Origin of the sequence: Nocardiopsis camelliae (assembly GCF_028993595.1) — a bacterium.
Classification (GTDB): Bacteria; Actinomycetota; Actinomycetes; order Streptosporangiales; family Streptosporangiaceae; genus Nocardiopsis; species Nocardiopsis dassonvillei.
Window position 1 is genome coordinate 3,891,049 of sequence record NZ_CP118614.1, and the last position, 14,351, is coordinate 3,905,399.

Consider the following 14,351-nt stretch of genomic DNA (forward strand, 5'->3'; position numbering starts at 1 on the left):
AACAGGCCCTCAGAGCCAACCGTTGCGACGGAAGACAAGGTAGAGGCTCAGGCTCGTCAGCGCCATGAGGGCCAAAGACAGCGGCCAGCTGAACGCCCAGTGGTAGTCGCCGCCCGGGGAGATGTTCATGCCGTAGACGGAGGAGATGAGGGTGGGCACGACCAGGATGCCGCCCCAGGAGGAGACCTTCTTCATGGCCTCGTTCTGCGCCTGGTCGATGAGGGCGCTGTTGACCGACATGATGTTCTGCAGCAGCTGGCGGAAGCCGTCCACGCGCTCGCGCACGGCGGCGACGTGGTCGGCGACGTCGCGCAGGCGGTGGTGCAGTTCGCCGCGCCGTTCGGCGGGGATGCGGAAGGGGTCGGCCGAGGCGAAGCCCTGGCGGCGCGCCGGGGGGCGGGTCCCCTCCGGTTCGACGAGGGCGTCGGCGAACGGCCGCGGGTCCGGTGGACCGGGGCGTTCGGGGTCGTGGGCCAGCGGCCCCATGAGCCTGTCCAGGACGGTTCCGAGGGGTTCGACGGCGCGGGAGAGCAGGATGACCTCGCGGGCGAGGCGGTAGGTGCGCCGCGAGGCCCGGGAGTCGCCGCCGAAGACCTGGTTCTCCACCTCGTCGATGTCGTCCTGGAGTTCGGAGACGACGGGTGCGTAACCGTCCACGACCAGGTCCAGGACGGCGTGCACCACGGCCAGGGTGCCGTGTGCCAGGACGCGGGGCTCGGCCTCCAGGAAGTCGCGGACGCTCTCGAAGTCCACGTGCTCGGTGTGGCCGATGGTGACCACGAAGTCCCGTCCGGCGAAGAGGTGGATCTCGTCCACCTCGACCGACTCGCGCACGGTGTCGTAGCGGGCCGGGCGCAGCACGAGGAAGAGCACGCCCCGGTAGACCTCGGCCTTGGGGCGCTGGTGGGCGACGATGGCGTCCTCCAGGGCCAGGGAGGGCAGGCCGAAGAGGCGGGCGACCTCGGTGAGCTGGTCGCGGTGGGGGGCGGTCATGCTGATCCAGGCCATGAGGCCGGGGTCGCGCTCGGCGGCGCCGCGCGCCTCGGCGACGGTGTCGGTCTCGCGCTCGCGGCGCCCGTCGCGGTAGAGGACGGCGCGGACCGGGCCGGGCGAGCCGCGCTCGGGCAGCGCGGCCCTCCTGCGGCCCAGGTCCATGATGCGTTCCGGCGCGGAGTCGCTCATCCGTGGTCTCCCCTCCCGTGCGTGGTCGGACGGCGCGCTGTCCCGTCGGCACCGGACCGACGGGCGAGCGCTCTCAGGAGGGACTGCCCCGAACCGGGCGGGGCAGTCGGGTCGGACCCGGGCGGGGGCCTCAGCCGCGCAGCCCCGAGGCGCGGACCGTGATGTTGAGCCGCCCGTCCAGGCCCAGGCCGGGCGGCGCGGTGCCGGGCCGGGTGCGGGGGACCCCGTGGTAGGCCATGCGGGAGGGGCCGCCGAAGACGAACAGGTCCCCGCTGCGCAGTTCGACGTCGGTGTGGGGGCGGTTGCGGGTCTCGGTGTTGCCGAAGCGGAAGACGCAGGTGTCGCCGAGGCTGAGGGAGACCACGGGCTCGCCGGAGAGTTCGTCGCGGTCCTGGTGCATGCCCATACGCGCGTCGGCGTCGTAGAAGTTGACGAGGGCGACGTCGTAGGAGTCGGCGTCCGGGCCGGGCGGGGCGCCGTAGGCGGCCTCCACGGCCCGCGCGGCCAGGTCGCCGAGCAGGTCGGGGAAGGGCTGGACGGGTGTGCCGTCGGGCAGGAGCCGCGCGTAGGAGTAGGCCTGCCGGTGCCGGGAGTGCCCGGAGCCCCGCCGCTCGGCGTGGGGGTTGGGCCCCGGCGACCAGTGCCAGCCCAGACTGACCATCCGCACGCTCATCACCCCGCCGCGCGGCATGGCGTGGCGGCGCATCCCGGCGGGCCCGCGCGCCCAGCTGCGGCAGCGCCGGACCAGGTCGGCCTGCTCCTCGGGGTCCAGCCAGCCGGGCACGTGCACGGCGCCGGGCTCCACCTGCGCGGGCGGGCGGTCGAACAGCGCGTCGCTCATGGGTCCCATGCTGCCCCGCGCGGGCGGTGGGCGCCAGCGCGGGGCGGGGCGGGCAGAGTAGTCAGCGGCGCAGGAGTTCGCGGACGTTGACCACGAGCAGCAGCACCACGATCACTGCGACGGGGACGGTGATGGCGATGCGCCAGTTGACCACGAACGCGGCCACGACCCCCACGACGAGTCCGACGACCACCGCGATGACCGCCAGCCCGATGAGGTACTGGACGAACTTGCGGCGGGCCACGGAGTCGACCGCGGCGAAGACCACGACCACGCCGATCATCGCGTAGAAGGTGTACTGCCCGTTCAGGACGAACATGGGCAGCGCGAGCGAGATCAGCAGGAGCGGGGTGCTCAGGGCCACCCACAGGTGCAGGAAGCGGGTGGAGCGCTGCGTCCCCGAGGAGTAGGGCAGGTGCGGGGCCTTGAGGTGCCCGGTGGGCGAGGGCACCAGGGGGGTGTCCGCGTCCAGGGCCCGCAGGTGGGTGTCGCGCTCGTCGGCGGTCAGCACGCGGGTCTCGTAGACCTCGCCCAGCTCCATCTCCAGGGCGGCGATGCGTTCGGCGTACTCGCGGGCGCGGGGCCGCGAGTGGGCCTCGCGCTCCAGGACGATGCGGGCCGAGTGGAGCTGGCGCAGGCGGTCGCGGCGGCTGATGACGTCGGCGTCCAGGGTGCGCAGCCGCTCGTCCAGGGCGCGCACGTGGGCGCGCAGCTCGGCGCGGGCGGCGGTTTCGGTGGGGGCGACCTTCTGCAGGCCCACCCACGCCAGCGGGTCGGCCCAGGAGCGGCGGATGGTGCCGTCGCGTTCGTAGCGCGGGCCGCTGGGGGCGCGCTCGCCGTCGAAGAAGTCGCCGGTGTCGCGTCCCCACAGGCCGCGGAACCCCGTCAGCCAGGGGGTGTCGTCGTCGATGAGGACGGCCGACCACTCGCGGTCGCCGCCGGGGCCCAGGCGCATGCCGTCGCCGCGGGCGTAGTCGACGAAGGGGACGCCGATGCCGTGCCGGTTCAGGACGCTGTCGGCGCGGAAGATGCGGTGGGTGATCCACCGCCAGGCGCGCATGGGGCCGCGCAGGAAGGAGGGGTCGACCTGGATGAGGTAGTCGCCGGGCAGCATCTGGTGGGAGTGCGATCCCGCGCCGACGTAGACGATGGGGTGGTAGCCGTCCCGGTGCAGGTCGGGGTCGTCCCAGCAGCGGCGCAGGTCGTCGCCGTGGTACTCGTGCGAGGAGGCTCCCACCCAGACGGGGCGGGTGGTGCCGTCGGGGTTGTCCACGACGTAGACGGTGACGCGCTCCCAGTCGGCCTCGTGGTCGTTGACGCCGCCGTAGATGGTCCGCCAGTCGTTCATCGCGTAGAAGAACCAGTACTGGAGGATGGTGTAGCCGCCCTCGCGGGTGACGCGGCCGTAGTAGGTGACGCCGCCGTTGTCGACGCGCTCGCGGTAGCGGGTCACCGCGGCGAAGGTGAGACCGCCGGGGACGGCACCGCGGATGAGCAGGGAGAGCTTCATCAGGATGTCCAGGACCCGGCCCAGGACGCCGACGGCGGCCAGGCGGCCGCTCTTGGGGATGACGGTGCGGGCCACGCCCTTGTAGCGGCGGGCCTCCTCGCGCAGGGTCTCCTCCTGGACGAAGCGCAGGTGCTTGTGGCGTCCGGGCCACTCCGCCTCGGCCCGGCCGAGGCGGTCGAGGGTGAGTTCCCCGGCCGGGACGAGGCGGCGTTCGCCGCCGCCCGGCTCCTCGATCCACAGGCTGCAGTTGCGTACGTAGGCGTCCACGTCGGTGGGGAAGAAGAGCTCCCCCTTGGTGCACATGAGCACCGGTTCGTAGGCGCGGAGGAGTTCGAGATCAGATTTCGCGGCCATGGTTCGCACCAAGCTAGTGCATTCCGGAGACGCTCCGTACCGGTGCGGCGAAGTGGCGCGGGTGACGGATGTCGCTTGTGGGACGGGGCTTGCGCATGCGTCCCAGTCCTGCCTTCCGGTGAGACAATCACTTGCCAAGTTGGAAAGTGAGTGTCATGATGGCAACAGGTTGAGCGAACGGAGAACGGCATGCGCAGGAACGAGGCGCTGGACGCGCTGGAGCGGGCGGAGACGGTGGGGACGCGGGCGCGCTCGCGGGGCGGGTGGTACGCGGTCTACGGCGCGGTGTTCGGCGTCGCGACGCTGGCCCTGGTACTGGTGGTGGGCCTGTTCCCCTCCCCCTGGGCCATCACCGCCTCCACCGCGGGGTTCGGGGCGGCCATGGCGGTGATGACGGTGTTCGCCGTGCGCCAGCCGGTGCAGCCGCGGGGGTACGCGTCCCTGCACCTGTGGACGATGGGCGTGTGGGGCGTGCTGTACGCGGTCACCCTCTTCGTCGGCTTGTACGCCTTCCCCGGGGAGCCCGCCTGGTGGGTGACCGCGGCCCTGGCCTGCGCGGCGCCGCCCCTGGTGGCGGCCTACGCGTCCCTGCGCCGCAGCAGGAGCGCCTGATGGAGCACCCCCGCGGCAGGCTGGACGAGGTGATCCACTCCCCCGTTCGCTTCTCGGTCGTGGCGGCGCTGGCCGCCGTGGACCGCGCGGAGTTCCGCTTCGTGCGCGACACCGTCGAGGTCTCCGACTCGGTCCTGTCCAAGCAGGTCACGGTGTTGGAGAACGCGGGCTACGTGAAGGTGCACAAGACCGCGGTGGGGCGGCGCACCCGCACGTCCCTGTCCCTGACCGGTGAGGGGCGGGCCGCCTTCGACCAGCACGTCCGGGCTCTGCGCGAGATCGCCTCGGGGGCCCACGTCCACGTCCCCGAGGCCGAGTGACCCCGTCTCCTCAGACCGCCCGGCTCTGGGCAGCCGGGACCGGGGCCTCCAGCCGCGCCTCCTCCTCGGGCCGGTGCGGGTCGGCGGCGGTGGCCACCGCCCGGTCGGGCACGGCGGGCCTCCGGGAGCCGTCGCCCCGTGCCGCCCCGGCGCCCGCGACCACCACCAGCACCATGCCGACGACCTGGATCAGGGCGGGCGCCTGGCCGATGACCAGCAGGCCCATCACCAGGGCGACCGCCGGTTCCAGGCTGGAGAAGGTGCTGTAGGCGGTGCGGCTCATCCGCTGGAGGGCCACCATCTCCAGCAGGAAGGGCACCATCGGGAACAGCAGCGCGATGAGCAGGGTGAACAGCACCAGGTCGAGGTCGAAGTCGGCGACCAGGCCGGGGGCGCCCAGCGGCGCGCTGACCACCGCGCCCACCGTCATGGTCAGGGCCAGGCCGTGCACGGCGCCGAAACCGGCGCCCACCCGCTGGGTCAGCACGATGTAGCCCACCACGCACACCGCACCGGCCAGGGCGAAACCGACCCCGACCAGGTCGAGTTCGCCCTGCCAGGGGCGGGTCAGGCAGAGCACGCCCGCGACCGCGGCGAGGATCCACACGAGTTCGCGGCGTCGGCGCATGGCGGCCACGGCCACCACGAGGGTGCCGAGGAACTCGATGGAGGTGGCGGTGCCGAGTTCGATCCGCGCCGTGGCCTCGGAGTAGAACAGCATCATCCCCGCGCTCGCTGTGCCCAGGATCACCACGGCGCCCAGTTCGCGCCGCGACGCCGCGCGCACCGCCCGCCACAGGGAGCGGCCGCCCAGGGCCAGCAGCAGGAGCGCGGCCCAGCTCAGCCGGAGCCAGGTGACGGTGGCGGGGCTGGCCTGGGCGAAGGCCGTGACGGCCAGCGCGCTGCCGGTGTGCAGGGTGAACATGCCGATGAGCAGCATGAGGGGCGCCGGGACCCCGAAGCGGGCACGGCGGAGCGAGGGAGCGAGAGAGCGGATCACCCGACCATTGCACCGACGCGGTTCGTTTCTGTCCACGGACCATTGGTTGACGGACCGTGTAGTTCCGGTGGACGGTCGGGTAGTCTCCGCGGATGGACTTCACCCGGTTGCGCCTGCTGGTCGAACTGGAACGGCTCGGCACGATGGCCGCGGTGTCCGAGGTCACGGGCATGAGCACGTCGGCGGTCTCCAAGCACTTCGCCGTCCTGGAGCGGGAGGCGGGCGTGCCGCTGATCGCGCCGGACGGGCGGCGGGTGCGCCTGACCCCGGCCGGGCGTCGGCTGGCCGAGCACGCGGTGGGCATCCTGGCGCGGGTGGAGGCGGCGCGGGCGGAGTTCGACGGCGAGGGCGAGCCGGTCGGCCGCGTCGACCTGGTGATGTACACCACGGCGGCGCCCCTGGTGCTGCCCGCGCTGCGCCGTCTGCGGCGCGACCACCCCGGGATCGACGTCCACCTGACCGAGCACGAGTCCGAGCACGCGCTGGAGCTGCTCCAGGACGGGCGGGCGGACCTGGGGGTGGTGTACCAGTACAGCCTGCTTCCCCGGGATTTTCCGGGGACGCTGACGGTGCACCCGGTCGGGAGCGAGGACCTGCTGCTCGCCCAGCCCTCGGAGGGTGCCGACAGCCGCACCCTGACCCGGCGGCGGCTGCGGGAGCTGGCGGACGCGGCGTGGATCGTCAGCCCCTACCGGCGCGACGAGGAGGCGCTGGTGCAGCGCATGTGCGCCGAGGCCGGGTTCACGCCGCGCGTCGTCCACCGGATCGACAACCTGGAGCTGTTCGAGCAGCTGGCGGCGGAGGGCCTGGGGGTGGGCGTGGTGCCGCGCCTGTCGGCGGTGACCCGGCGCGGGGTGGCGCACGCGCCCCTGGGCGAGCTGGGCGGGGTCCGCCGCGTCCACCTGGCGGGCCGCACCGGCGGATGGGCGTGGAAGCCCATCCGCCTGGTGGCGGAGTACCTGCGCGAGTCGGCCGCGGGCGTGCTGGCCGGGTAGGTCGGGGGCCGGGCGGGCCCGGAGGGAGCGCGGCGCCCGGACGGGACGGGTGGCCGAGCGGAGCGGGCGGCCAGGCGGCCGGGCGGGGCGGTGCTCAACCCGCGATGGCGAAGGGCCCCACCGACGGCACGGGGACCTTGCTGGCGGCCTCGCGCATGGCGGTGAGCAGGGGTTCGGGCGAGGCTCCCGCGCGGGAGAGGGCGACGATGTGCCGCCGGGCGCTCTCGCGCACCCCCCGCACGACGATCCTCGGCGTGCTCAGTCCGGTCCAGGCCAGGCGCGGCATCAGGGCGACGCCCAGTCCCGCCTGCACCAGGGAGAACACGGCGCTGAAGTCGTCCACGGTGTGCGCCACGCGGGGCTGGAAGCCCACCTGGTGGGCGGCGCCGGACACGCACTCGTGCCAGGCGGTGCCGGGCGCGGACAGGATCCAGTCCTCGTCGGCGAGGTCCTCGGCCAGGTGGAGGCTGGTGCGGGCGGCCAGCGGGTGCTGGTAGGGCAGGATCGCGTCGAACAGCTCGACCATGACCGGGTCGACGCGAAAGTCCGGGTCGCCGCTGGCGGGCATGTGGCCGGTGGACATGGTCAGGGCCATGTCCAGGCGGCCCGAGCGCACCATCTCGGCGCTGTGCTCGGGTTCGGCCTGGACGACCTGGAAGGACCAGTCCGGGTGGCTCGTGCGCAGGCGCGCCAGGGCCGGGGCGATGAGGTCGCTGATCCCGGTGGAGAAGGCGCCGATCCGGACGACGCCGCGGTCGCCCTCGGCGTACTCGGCCAGGTCGGCGGTGGCGCGCTCCATCTCCGCGAAGATGACGTGCGCGCGCTTGAGCAGGACCCGGGCGGCGCCGGTGAGCAGGAAGCGGCGGCCGTTGCGTTCGACGAGGGGGACCCCGGCCTCCTTGGCCAGGGCGGCGAGCTGCTGGGAGACCGCCGACGGGGTGACGTTGAGCGCCTCCGCGGTCGCCGCCACCGTGTGGTGGCGGTCCAGTGCCTGGAGGAGCTGTAGCCGCCGAACGTCGATCATGATTTCCAACTTATGGCAGCGCGTACAGATTTCAGGGTGGTTTCGTACACGTTGCGCAGGTTAGGGGCGTGATTCCCTGCACATCGTCAGCGGGCTCCACAACCAAAGAAAGAACTGAGCTTCTTCTCTTTCGACAATCTCCGACACCTCTTTCTCCGTGTCGGGCGCGTTCCGGTCGATACGGACACGTACAGTCGGTTCCACAGCTCAACCAGGGGCGAGCCCCGGGGGGATCAGCACCCAATGCTGGTGAAACGGGTGAGAAAAATATGCAAAATTCGCTGATGACCAAACCTCGACAGTCCGACGTCGGTGTGCTCAGCTTCCGCTACCTGGGAGCCCACGAGGTGGAGGAACTCGCGGACCTGTGGGGCGCCCTCCACCAGCAGCACACCCTGACGGCCCCGCACCTGGCGGACATCATCGGCCCCGTGAGCCTGGACGAGTCCTGGAGGCGCCGCCGCGCCCAGTACAGGGCCTGGCTCGCCGACCCCGAGACCCTGGCGGTCCTCGCCGAGAGCGACGGCGACCTGGCCGGGTACGCGATGGTCACCATCCGCGAGAACGCCCAGGGCAGCTGGGACCGCGGCGCGCGGGGCGCGGTGGTGCAGACCTTCGCCATCGACCCCGAGTACACCGGAAGCGGTGTGGGCTCCAAACTGCTGGAGGAGGTGCGCCGCCAACTCGCGGGCACGGGCGTGCGCGACATCGAGTTCTCCGCGCTGGCCACCGCCTCCGAGGACATCCGCTTCCTGGAGGAGGAGGGCTTCCGCCCCTTCGTGACCACGATGGTCTGCCGCGTGGACGCCTTCGGCGCCCACGACTAGTGCTGTGGCCGGGAAGGTTCGCCCGGGTCAGTGATCGATGCCAGGGTTGACCGCAACACCAGCAGTCAACCCTGGGAGCCGCGGTGTCCGCACCCCTCAAAGCCCGCAGACTCACCAACCCCGAGGGCCAAAAACTCCAACGCATCGTCCGCCGGGGCAGCACCAACACCGTCCGCTACCGGCGAGCGATGATCATCCTGGCCTCGGCCAGCGGCAACACCGCCCCCGTCATCGCCCGCCTGGTCGCCGCTGATGAGAAGACCGTGCGCGAGGTCATCCACGCCTTCAACACCCAAGGGCTGAGCTGCCTGGACCCTAAATGGGCGGGAGGCCGTCCCCGCCTACTCACCCCCGACGAGGAAGACCTCGTCCTGAAGACGGCCACCACCCGCCCGACCAAGCTCGGCCAGCCCTTCACCCGCTGGTCGCTGCGCAAACTCGCCGCCCACCTGGCCCACCGGCCCGGACCGGGCCTGCGCATGGGCCGCGAGACCCTGCGAACGCTCCTGCACCGGCATGGCATCACCTTCCAACGCACCACGACCTGGAAGGACTCGCCCGACCCCGAGGCCGATGCCAAACTCGACCGCATCGAGCACGTCATGGAGCACTTCGCCGACCGGGTCTTCGCCTTCGACGAGTTCGGACCGCTGGGCATCCGGCCCACCGCCGGGACGGGCTGGGCCCGCAAGAGCCGCCCGCACCGCCTTCCGGCCACCTACCGGCGCACCCATGGCGTCACCTACTTCCACGGCTGCTACTCGGTGGGAGACGACACCCTGTGGGGCATCAACCACCGGCGCAAGGGCGCAGCCAACACACTCACCGCGCTCAAGACGATCCGGGCCGCCCGCCCGGACGGCGCCCCCATCTACGTGATCATGGACAACCTGTCCGCACACAAGGGCCCCACGATCCGCTCCTGGGCCCAGCGCAACAAGGTCGAGTTGTGCTTCACCCCCACCTACGCCTCCTGGGCCAACCCGATCGAGGCGCACTTCGGGCCGCTGCGCCAGTTCACCATCGCCAACTCCCACCACCCCAACCACACGGTGCAAACGCGGGCGCTGCACGCCTATCTACGGTGGCGCAACGCCAACGCCCGCGACCCGGACGTGCTCGCGGCCCAGCGCCGTGAACGCGCCCGGGTACGCAGCGAGAAGGGTGTTCGTTGGGGAGGCCGACCGCTATCCGTAGCGGCGTGAGGGCACCCGGGCGAACCTTCCCGGCCACGGCACTAGCGCCCGCGGGAGCCCGAGCCCCCTTTCCGGCCTCCGGGGCCGGGAAGGGGGCTCTCGCGTCGGCCCGCGTCCACGGGCCGCGGTCGGCGGTCCGCCCGAGGGGGCTGGCGCGCAACCACCGGCGGCCGTCCAGCCCCGGTGGAGCGCGGGTGCGCGGGTGCCCGGTCGCCGTGCCCGACACACCTCCGCGCCGCGCGGGGGCGAACCGCTACGCTCACCCCGTGGCCTCCGACTCCAACACCTGCAACTTCCCCGGCTGCGACCGGCCCGTGCCCCGCGCCTCCTCGCCCGGCCGCCCGCCGCAGTACTGCGACCTCCCCGAGCACACCCGCTGGCGCGCCTGGAAGGAACGCCAGCGCCAGACCCAGGAGGCCGAACGCCAGGAGGAGCTGGCCCGCGCCGCCCAGGAGCCCTCCACCGCCGACTCCGCCGCGCCCTCCCCCCACGCCGCCGGGTCCTCCCCCTCCTTCAGCACCGAGCCGGTCACCTCCGCCCGACTGCGCGCCGACGACCTGCTCACCCGCTTCGCCGTCCAGAGCGAGCAGCTCACCGCCACCCTGCGGTCGGCCACCGAGGCCTTCTCCACGATGACCGACCCGGCCGCGGCCGAGGCCCAGGTGGAGGCCGCCCGCCTCGCCGGGGCCCGGCACGCCGCCGAGGCCGACGCCGCCCGCCTGGAGGCGGAGAACCGCCGCCGCGAGGCCGAGAGCGCCCGGCGCGTGGCCGAGGACGCCGCCGCCTCCGCCGTCTCGGCCACCCAGGAGGCCGAGCGCATCGCCGAGGAGGCCCTGGCCGCCCGGGACGCCGCCGAGGCCGAGCGCGACCGCCAGCGCGCCCTCGCCGACCGGGCGCGGACCGAACGCGACGCCGCCGTCGCCGAGGCCAACGCGGGGCTGGCCGCCGCCGAACGCCGCATCGCCGAGCAGTCCGCCCGCGCCCGCGAGGAGCTGGAGCACGAGCGGGCCGAGGCCTCCCGGCGGCTCCAGCACGCCCGGGCCGAGACCGAGGGGCTGCGCGCCGAGACCGCCGAGCACGCCCGTCGGCGCGACGAGGCCGTCCTGGCGGCCGAGAGCGCCCGGGCCCGCGCCGAGACCGCCGAGGAGCGCGCGGGCGAGGCCGCCCGGACCCTGGCCGCCGACCGGGAGCGCTTCGACGCCGAACTGGAGCGGACCCGCGAGCGCCTGGAGTCGGACCGCTCGGCGGCCGCCGCCGAGCGCGAACGCCTCACCGCCGAGCTGGAGCGGCTCCGCGCCGACCGCGAGCGCCTGGCGGCCGACCTGGACGCCCAGCGCCGCAACGCCGAGATCACCCTGGCCGAGTCGCGGGAGGCCGCGGCCGCGCGCCTGGCTCTGGCCGAGGAGGCGCGCGAGCGGGCCGTGGCCCGCGCCGAGCTGGCCGAACGGCGCGCGGAGCGGGCCGGGACGCCTCCGGCCGGGCAGGACGCGGAGCACACCGCCACGTAGCGGTCCGCGCCCCGAACGGCCCGGTCCCCGCCCACGGCCCGCCCCACGGATGTTCAGTAAGTCACCTAAGTGCCGGTTCGTCCCGGTCTAGGATGGGAAACGTGCGAGATCTGGGAACCACTGGAGACACCGGACCGATGAACGTGGGTGGTTCCCCCGGCGAAGGGCACGGAGCCGAACGCGTCGAGGTGGCCGAACGGCCCCACCCCAGGGTCGACCTGCGGGCGCTGTTCGGACTCCAGTCCGGCGCCTGGGCGTGGACCACCGCGGTCAAGGCCGCCGTGTCCATGTCGCTCTCCTTCGCCCTGGCCACGTGGCTGTTCGGCTCGGAGGTCGGCACCCTGGCCGCCCTGGGCTCCATGACCGTCCTGTACGAGAAGAAGACGCCCTACGCCTACCGGTCGGCGGCCCTCGCCCTGGTCGGTCTGGGCTTCGTCGCCAGCGTCACCCTCGGCTCCCTGGCCTCGGCCCTGGCCTCCTGGGGGCCCGTGTTCTCCATCGGCCTGACCGCCGGGATCGCCACCTGGCTGTGCGCGGCCTGGCGGGTGGACAGGCCGGGCCCCCTCTTCTTCGTCCTGGTCGGCGCGATCTCCACCATCGCCCCCGGCGGCCTGGCCGACGTCCCCCTGCACGCCCTCGTGGCCGCCCTCGGCGCGGCCATCGGCTGGTCGGTGTCGATGTCGGGTGCGCCCGTGCGCGCCCGCCACCCCGAGTACCGCGCCGTGGCCGGGGCCTACCGCCAGCTCGCCTCCCTGCTGCGCGCCGTGGGCACGCCCGACCTGGACCACGCCCAGCACGAGGCGTCGGTGGCGGTGGCCGAGGCCTGGCGGATCGTCCTGCTGGCCCAGACCCGCGGCTACCGCACCAGCCCCGAGGCCGCCCGGCTGCGGTCCCTGCTGCGGTGGGTCTCCGACGTGCACCTGGCCACCACCCAGGTGTGCATGGCGCGCCCCACGACCCTGCCCGAGAAGGCCGCCGACTTCGCCGAGCGCATGGCCCCGGCCGTGGCCGACCCCTCCCTGGGGCCCGACCCCGACGAGCTCGACGAGCTGCGCCGGGGCCTGCGCCCCCGTTCCCTGGAGGCCCGGCTCTACGGCCAGCTGGCCCGGGCCGCGCAGGCCGCGCGCCGCTCCACCCACGACGACGACGAGCACGCCGCGACCCTGCACGACCAGCGCTATCCGGCGCTGTGGGACGCGCTGCGCTCCAGCCTGGGCTCGGACTCGCTGGTGCGCCCCACCGCGCTGCGCATGTGGATCACGGTGACCGCGGCGGGCGCGTTCAGCCTCCTGCTGGGCCTGGACCACTACTACTGGGTGGGCCTGACCGCGACCGCCGTCCTCCAGGCGGGCAGCGTGGTCCTGACCATGAACCGGGCGCTCCAGCGGTCGCTGGGCACCCTCGTGGGCGTGTTCATCGGCGCCGCGCTGATCGCGACGCACCCGCCGCTGGTCGTGGTCATCGTGCTCGCCGGGCTGTTCCAGGGGCTCACCCAGCTGGTGGTGGGCCGCAACTTCTTCTACGCCTCGGTCCTGGTGACGCCGATGGCGCTGCTGCTGGCCGCGACCGCCGCGCCCGACCCGATCACCGACCTGGCCGGGTCGCGCATCATCGACACCGTCGTGGGTTCGGTGTTCGGCCTGCTGGGCTCGCTGCTGCTGTGGCGCAGGGCGTCGGCGACCCGTCTGCCCCAGGCCATCACGAGCGTGCTGGAGACCTCGCGCGAGTGCATCATGGCGGTCCTGGACCAGGACGTGGAGATCGGCCCCGAGCGGCGCTACCGGCTGCGCAGGGACATGCGCGCGGCCCTGGTCAACCTGCGCGGGGTCTACGACAGCGCGATCGGGGACGCGCCGCGCGCGGCGTCCACGCTGCCGCTGTGGCCGGTGGTGGTGGCCACCCAGCGCACCGGCTACCTGGCACTGTCGGCGCTGGCCCGGGACCGGCCCGAGTCGGCGGGCGTCATCACCCTGCAACGGGTGGACCTGGCCTTCGGCGAGCTCATCTCCTCGATGAGGGAGCGCCGCACGCCCCGTATGGGAGCGATCCCCCGGCTGCCCGCCTACCCCAGGATCAACATGGAGCTGCGGGCACTGTCCAACGCGATGACCAGCGCGGTCGCCCAGGACGAGCGCGCGGCGCGCCAGGAGGCCGAGCGGCGGGCCCAGCGCGAGCACCGCCGGGCCCAGAAGGACCTGGACGCCGACCTGTGACCCCGCTCCGCGCCCGCCCCCGGCCTCCGGTGGCGCGGCCGGTCACTCCACGAGGGCGAAGGCCCGCACGGGGAAGGCGGCCATCCCGCGGATCTTGGCGGGCACCGCGAAGAAGGTGAAGCCCTCCTCGGGGAGCTGGTCGAGCAGGCACAGGTGGGAGACGACGGGGACACCGGCGGCGAGCAGGACGGCCAGCGCCGGGCGGGCGCCCTCGGCGGCGGGAGAGGGGTCGTCCACGCCGACCGCGTCGATGCCCACCAGGGTGGCGCCGCCGTCCACGAGCGCCTTGGCCGCCTCCTCGGTCAGGTAGGGGTGCTCGGGGTGGCCGTAGGACTCGGTGCGCCAGTGCCGGTCCCAGCCGGTGCGCACCAGCACGGCGCGTCCGCGCACGTCCAGTCCGGAGAAGGCCTCGGGGCCGATCCGTGCGGAGCCGACGGCGACGACCACGCCGGGCAGGTCCGCCACGCGGGCCAGGTCCAGGTCGGCCAGGTCCGCGCCGTCACGGTAGCGGTGGGCGGGCGTCTCCACGTAGGTGCCGGTGGCACCGACCATCGTGACGCGGCCGCTGCTGGTGCCGTGGCCGGGGACGGATCCCGGAACGGCGGTGCTCTCCTCGACGGCGGGTTCCGGCAGGCCCGGAGAGGTGGTCATCCCGTCGGTGATCTGGTGGCTGACGTCGACCAGTTTCGGCATGGCTGTTCTTCCTCGCTCGCGCGTCCGGGGAAAGGACCCCTGACCTGCACCAGAGGTCTAGACCATAGCCTAGCGC

13 protein-coding genes are annotated in these 14,351 nt (G+C 73.6%); 7 read left to right on the forward strand and 6 right to left on the reverse strand.

Translation table 11 applies throughout. From position 1 onward, the window contains the following. Nucleotides 1-9: 9 nt before the first annotated feature. The 3 genes from PV789_RS17080 to PV789_RS17090 form a co-directional block, all read right to left on the reverse strand. Complete coding sequence (locus tag PV789_RS17080; RefSeq protein WP_274973564.1) at nucleotides 10-1,182, reverse strand: magnesium and cobalt transport protein CorA; 1,173 nt, start codon at nucleotides 1,180-1,182, stop codon at nucleotides 10-12. Nucleotides 1,183-1,312: 130 nt separating this feature from the next. After that, nucleotides 1,313-2,023 carry an alpha-ketoglutarate-dependent dioxygenase AlkB family protein gene (locus PV789_RS17085; protein WP_274973565.1) on the reverse strand — a complete coding sequence of 237 codons (711 nt, stop codon included), beginning with the start codon at nucleotides 2,021-2,023 and terminating at the stop codon, nucleotides 1,313-1,315. 61 nt (nucleotides 2,024-2,084) lie between these two features. Next, nucleotides 2,085-3,887 (reverse strand): hypothetical protein, encoded by a 1,803-nt coding sequence (locus PV789_RS17090; RefSeq protein ID WP_274973566.1) that lies wholly within the window; start codon nucleotides 3,885-3,887, stop codon nucleotides 2,085-2,087. Between the two features lie 189 nt (nucleotides 3,888-4,076). On the opposite strand from PV789_RS17090, the gene PV789_RS17095 reads away from it, so the two are divergent. Next, nucleotides 4,077-4,499: a hypothetical protein gene (locus tag PV789_RS17095; protein ID WP_274973567.1), complete on the forward strand. Its 423-nt coding sequence runs from the start codon at nucleotides 4,077-4,079 to the stop codon at nucleotides 4,497-4,499. Next, a complete protein-coding gene (locus tag PV789_RS17100) occupies nucleotides 4,499-4,819 on the forward strand; it encodes a winged helix-turn-helix domain-containing protein (protein WP_274973568.1) in 321 nt (106 codons plus the stop codon). Before PV789_RS17095 ends, PV789_RS17100 begins: the two co-directional genes overlap by 1 nt. Nucleotides 4,820-4,829: 10 nt before the next feature. On the opposite strand, the gene PV789_RS17105 is transcribed toward PV789_RS17100, so the two are convergent. Then, nucleotides 4,830-5,819: an EamA family transporter gene (locus tag PV789_RS17105; protein ID WP_274973569.1), complete on the reverse strand. Its 990-nt coding sequence runs from the start codon at nucleotides 5,817-5,819 to the stop codon at nucleotides 4,830-4,832. 92 nt (nucleotides 5,820-5,911) lie between these two features. Between PV789_RS17105 and PV789_RS17110 the strand changes: the two genes are divergently transcribed. After that, nucleotides 5,912-6,814, forward strand: a complete 903-nt coding sequence (locus tag PV789_RS17110; protein ID WP_212643996.1) for a LysR family transcriptional regulator — start codon at nucleotides 5,912-5,914, stop codon at nucleotides 6,812-6,814. Nucleotides 6,815-6,908: 94 nt separating this feature from the next. Here PV789_RS17110 and PV789_RS17115 read toward each other — a convergent pair whose 3' ends face one another. Then, complete coding sequence (locus tag PV789_RS17115) at nucleotides 6,909-7,838, reverse strand: LysR family transcriptional regulator (protein WP_274973570.1); 930 nt, start codon at nucleotides 7,836-7,838, stop codon at nucleotides 6,909-6,911. 284 nt (nucleotides 7,839-8,122) lie between these two features. On the opposite strand from PV789_RS17115, the gene PV789_RS17120 reads away from it, so the two are divergent. The 4 genes from PV789_RS17120 to PV789_RS17135 all read left to right on the forward strand — a co-directional run bounded on the left by PV789_RS17120 (nucleotide 8,123) and on the right by PV789_RS17135 (nucleotide 13,582). Further along, the gene (locus tag PV789_RS17120; RefSeq protein WP_274973571.1) at nucleotides 8,123-8,665 is read left to right on the forward strand and encodes a GNAT family N-acetyltransferase; all 543 of its coding nucleotides are present in this window, start codon (nucleotides 8,123-8,125) and stop codon (nucleotides 8,663-8,665) included. An 83-nt stretch (nucleotides 8,666-8,748) separates the two neighbouring features. After that, nucleotides 8,749-9,870 (forward strand): IS630 family transposase, encoded by a 1,122-nt coding sequence (locus PV789_RS17125; protein ID WP_274973572.1) that lies wholly within the window; start codon nucleotides 8,749-8,751, stop codon nucleotides 9,868-9,870. 257 nt (nucleotides 9,871-10,127) lie between these two features. Beyond that, on the forward strand, nucleotides 10,128-11,369 hold the full coding sequence (locus PV789_RS17130; protein ID WP_274973573.1) for a coiled-coil domain-containing protein: 1,242 nt from the start codon (nucleotides 10,128-10,130) through the stop codon (nucleotides 11,367-11,369). A gap of 137 nt (nucleotides 11,370-11,506) precedes the next feature. Continuing rightward, nucleotides 11,507-13,582: an FUSC family protein gene (locus PV789_RS17135; RefSeq protein WP_274978163.1), complete on the forward strand. Its 2,076-nt coding sequence runs from the start codon at nucleotides 11,507-11,509 to the stop codon at nucleotides 13,580-13,582. Nucleotides 13,583-13,624: 42 nt separating this feature from the next. On the opposite strand, the gene PV789_RS17140 is transcribed toward PV789_RS17135, so the two are convergent. Then, nucleotides 13,625-14,275: a cyclase family protein gene (locus PV789_RS17140; protein WP_274973574.1), complete on the reverse strand. Its 651-nt coding sequence runs from the start codon at nucleotides 14,273-14,275 to the stop codon at nucleotides 13,625-13,627. Between the last annotated feature and the right edge of the window lie 76 nt (nucleotides 14,276-14,351).

What these genes read in the sequence shown, in the direction of transcription:
- PV789_RS17080 (WP_274973564.1), bottom strand. Translation starts at nt 1,182, where the DNA reads ATGAGCGACTCCGCGCCGGAACGCATCATGGACCTGGGCCGCAGGAGG.
- PV789_RS17110 (WP_212643996.1), top strand. Translation starts at nt 5,912, where the DNA reads ATGGACTTCACCCGGTTGCGCCTGCTGGTCGAACTGGAACGGCTCGGC.
- PV789_RS17135 (WP_274978163.1), top strand. Translation starts at nt 11,507, where the DNA reads ATGAACGTGGGTGGTTCCCCCGGCGAAGGGCACGGAGCCGAACGCGTC.
- PV789_RS17085 (WP_274973565.1), bottom strand. Translation starts at nt 2,023, where the DNA reads ATGAGCGACGCGCTGTTCGACCGCCCGCCCGCGCAGGTGGAGCCCGGC.
- PV789_RS17140 (WP_274973574.1), bottom strand. Translation starts at nt 14,275, where the DNA reads ATGCCGAAACTGGTCGACGTCAGCCACCAGATCACCGACGGGATGACC.
- PV789_RS17120 (WP_274973571.1), top strand. Translation starts at nt 8,123, where the DNA reads ATGACCAAACCTCGACAGTCCGACGTCGGTGTGCTCAGCTTCCGCTAC.
- PV789_RS17100 (WP_274973568.1), top strand. Translation starts at nt 4,499, where the DNA reads ATGGAGCACCCCCGCGGCAGGCTGGACGAGGTGATCCACTCCCCCGTT.
- PV789_RS17115 (WP_274973570.1), bottom strand. Translation starts at nt 7,838, where the DNA reads ATGATCGACGTTCGGCGGCTACAGCTCCTCCAGGCACTGGACCGCCAC.
- PV789_RS17090 (WP_274973566.1), bottom strand. Translation starts at nt 3,887, where the DNA reads ATGGCCGCGAAATCTGATCTCGAACTCCTCCGCGCCTACGAACCGGTG.
- PV789_RS17095 (WP_274973567.1), top strand. Translation starts at nt 4,077, where the DNA reads ATGCGCAGGAACGAGGCGCTGGACGCGCTGGAGCGGGCGGAGACGGTG.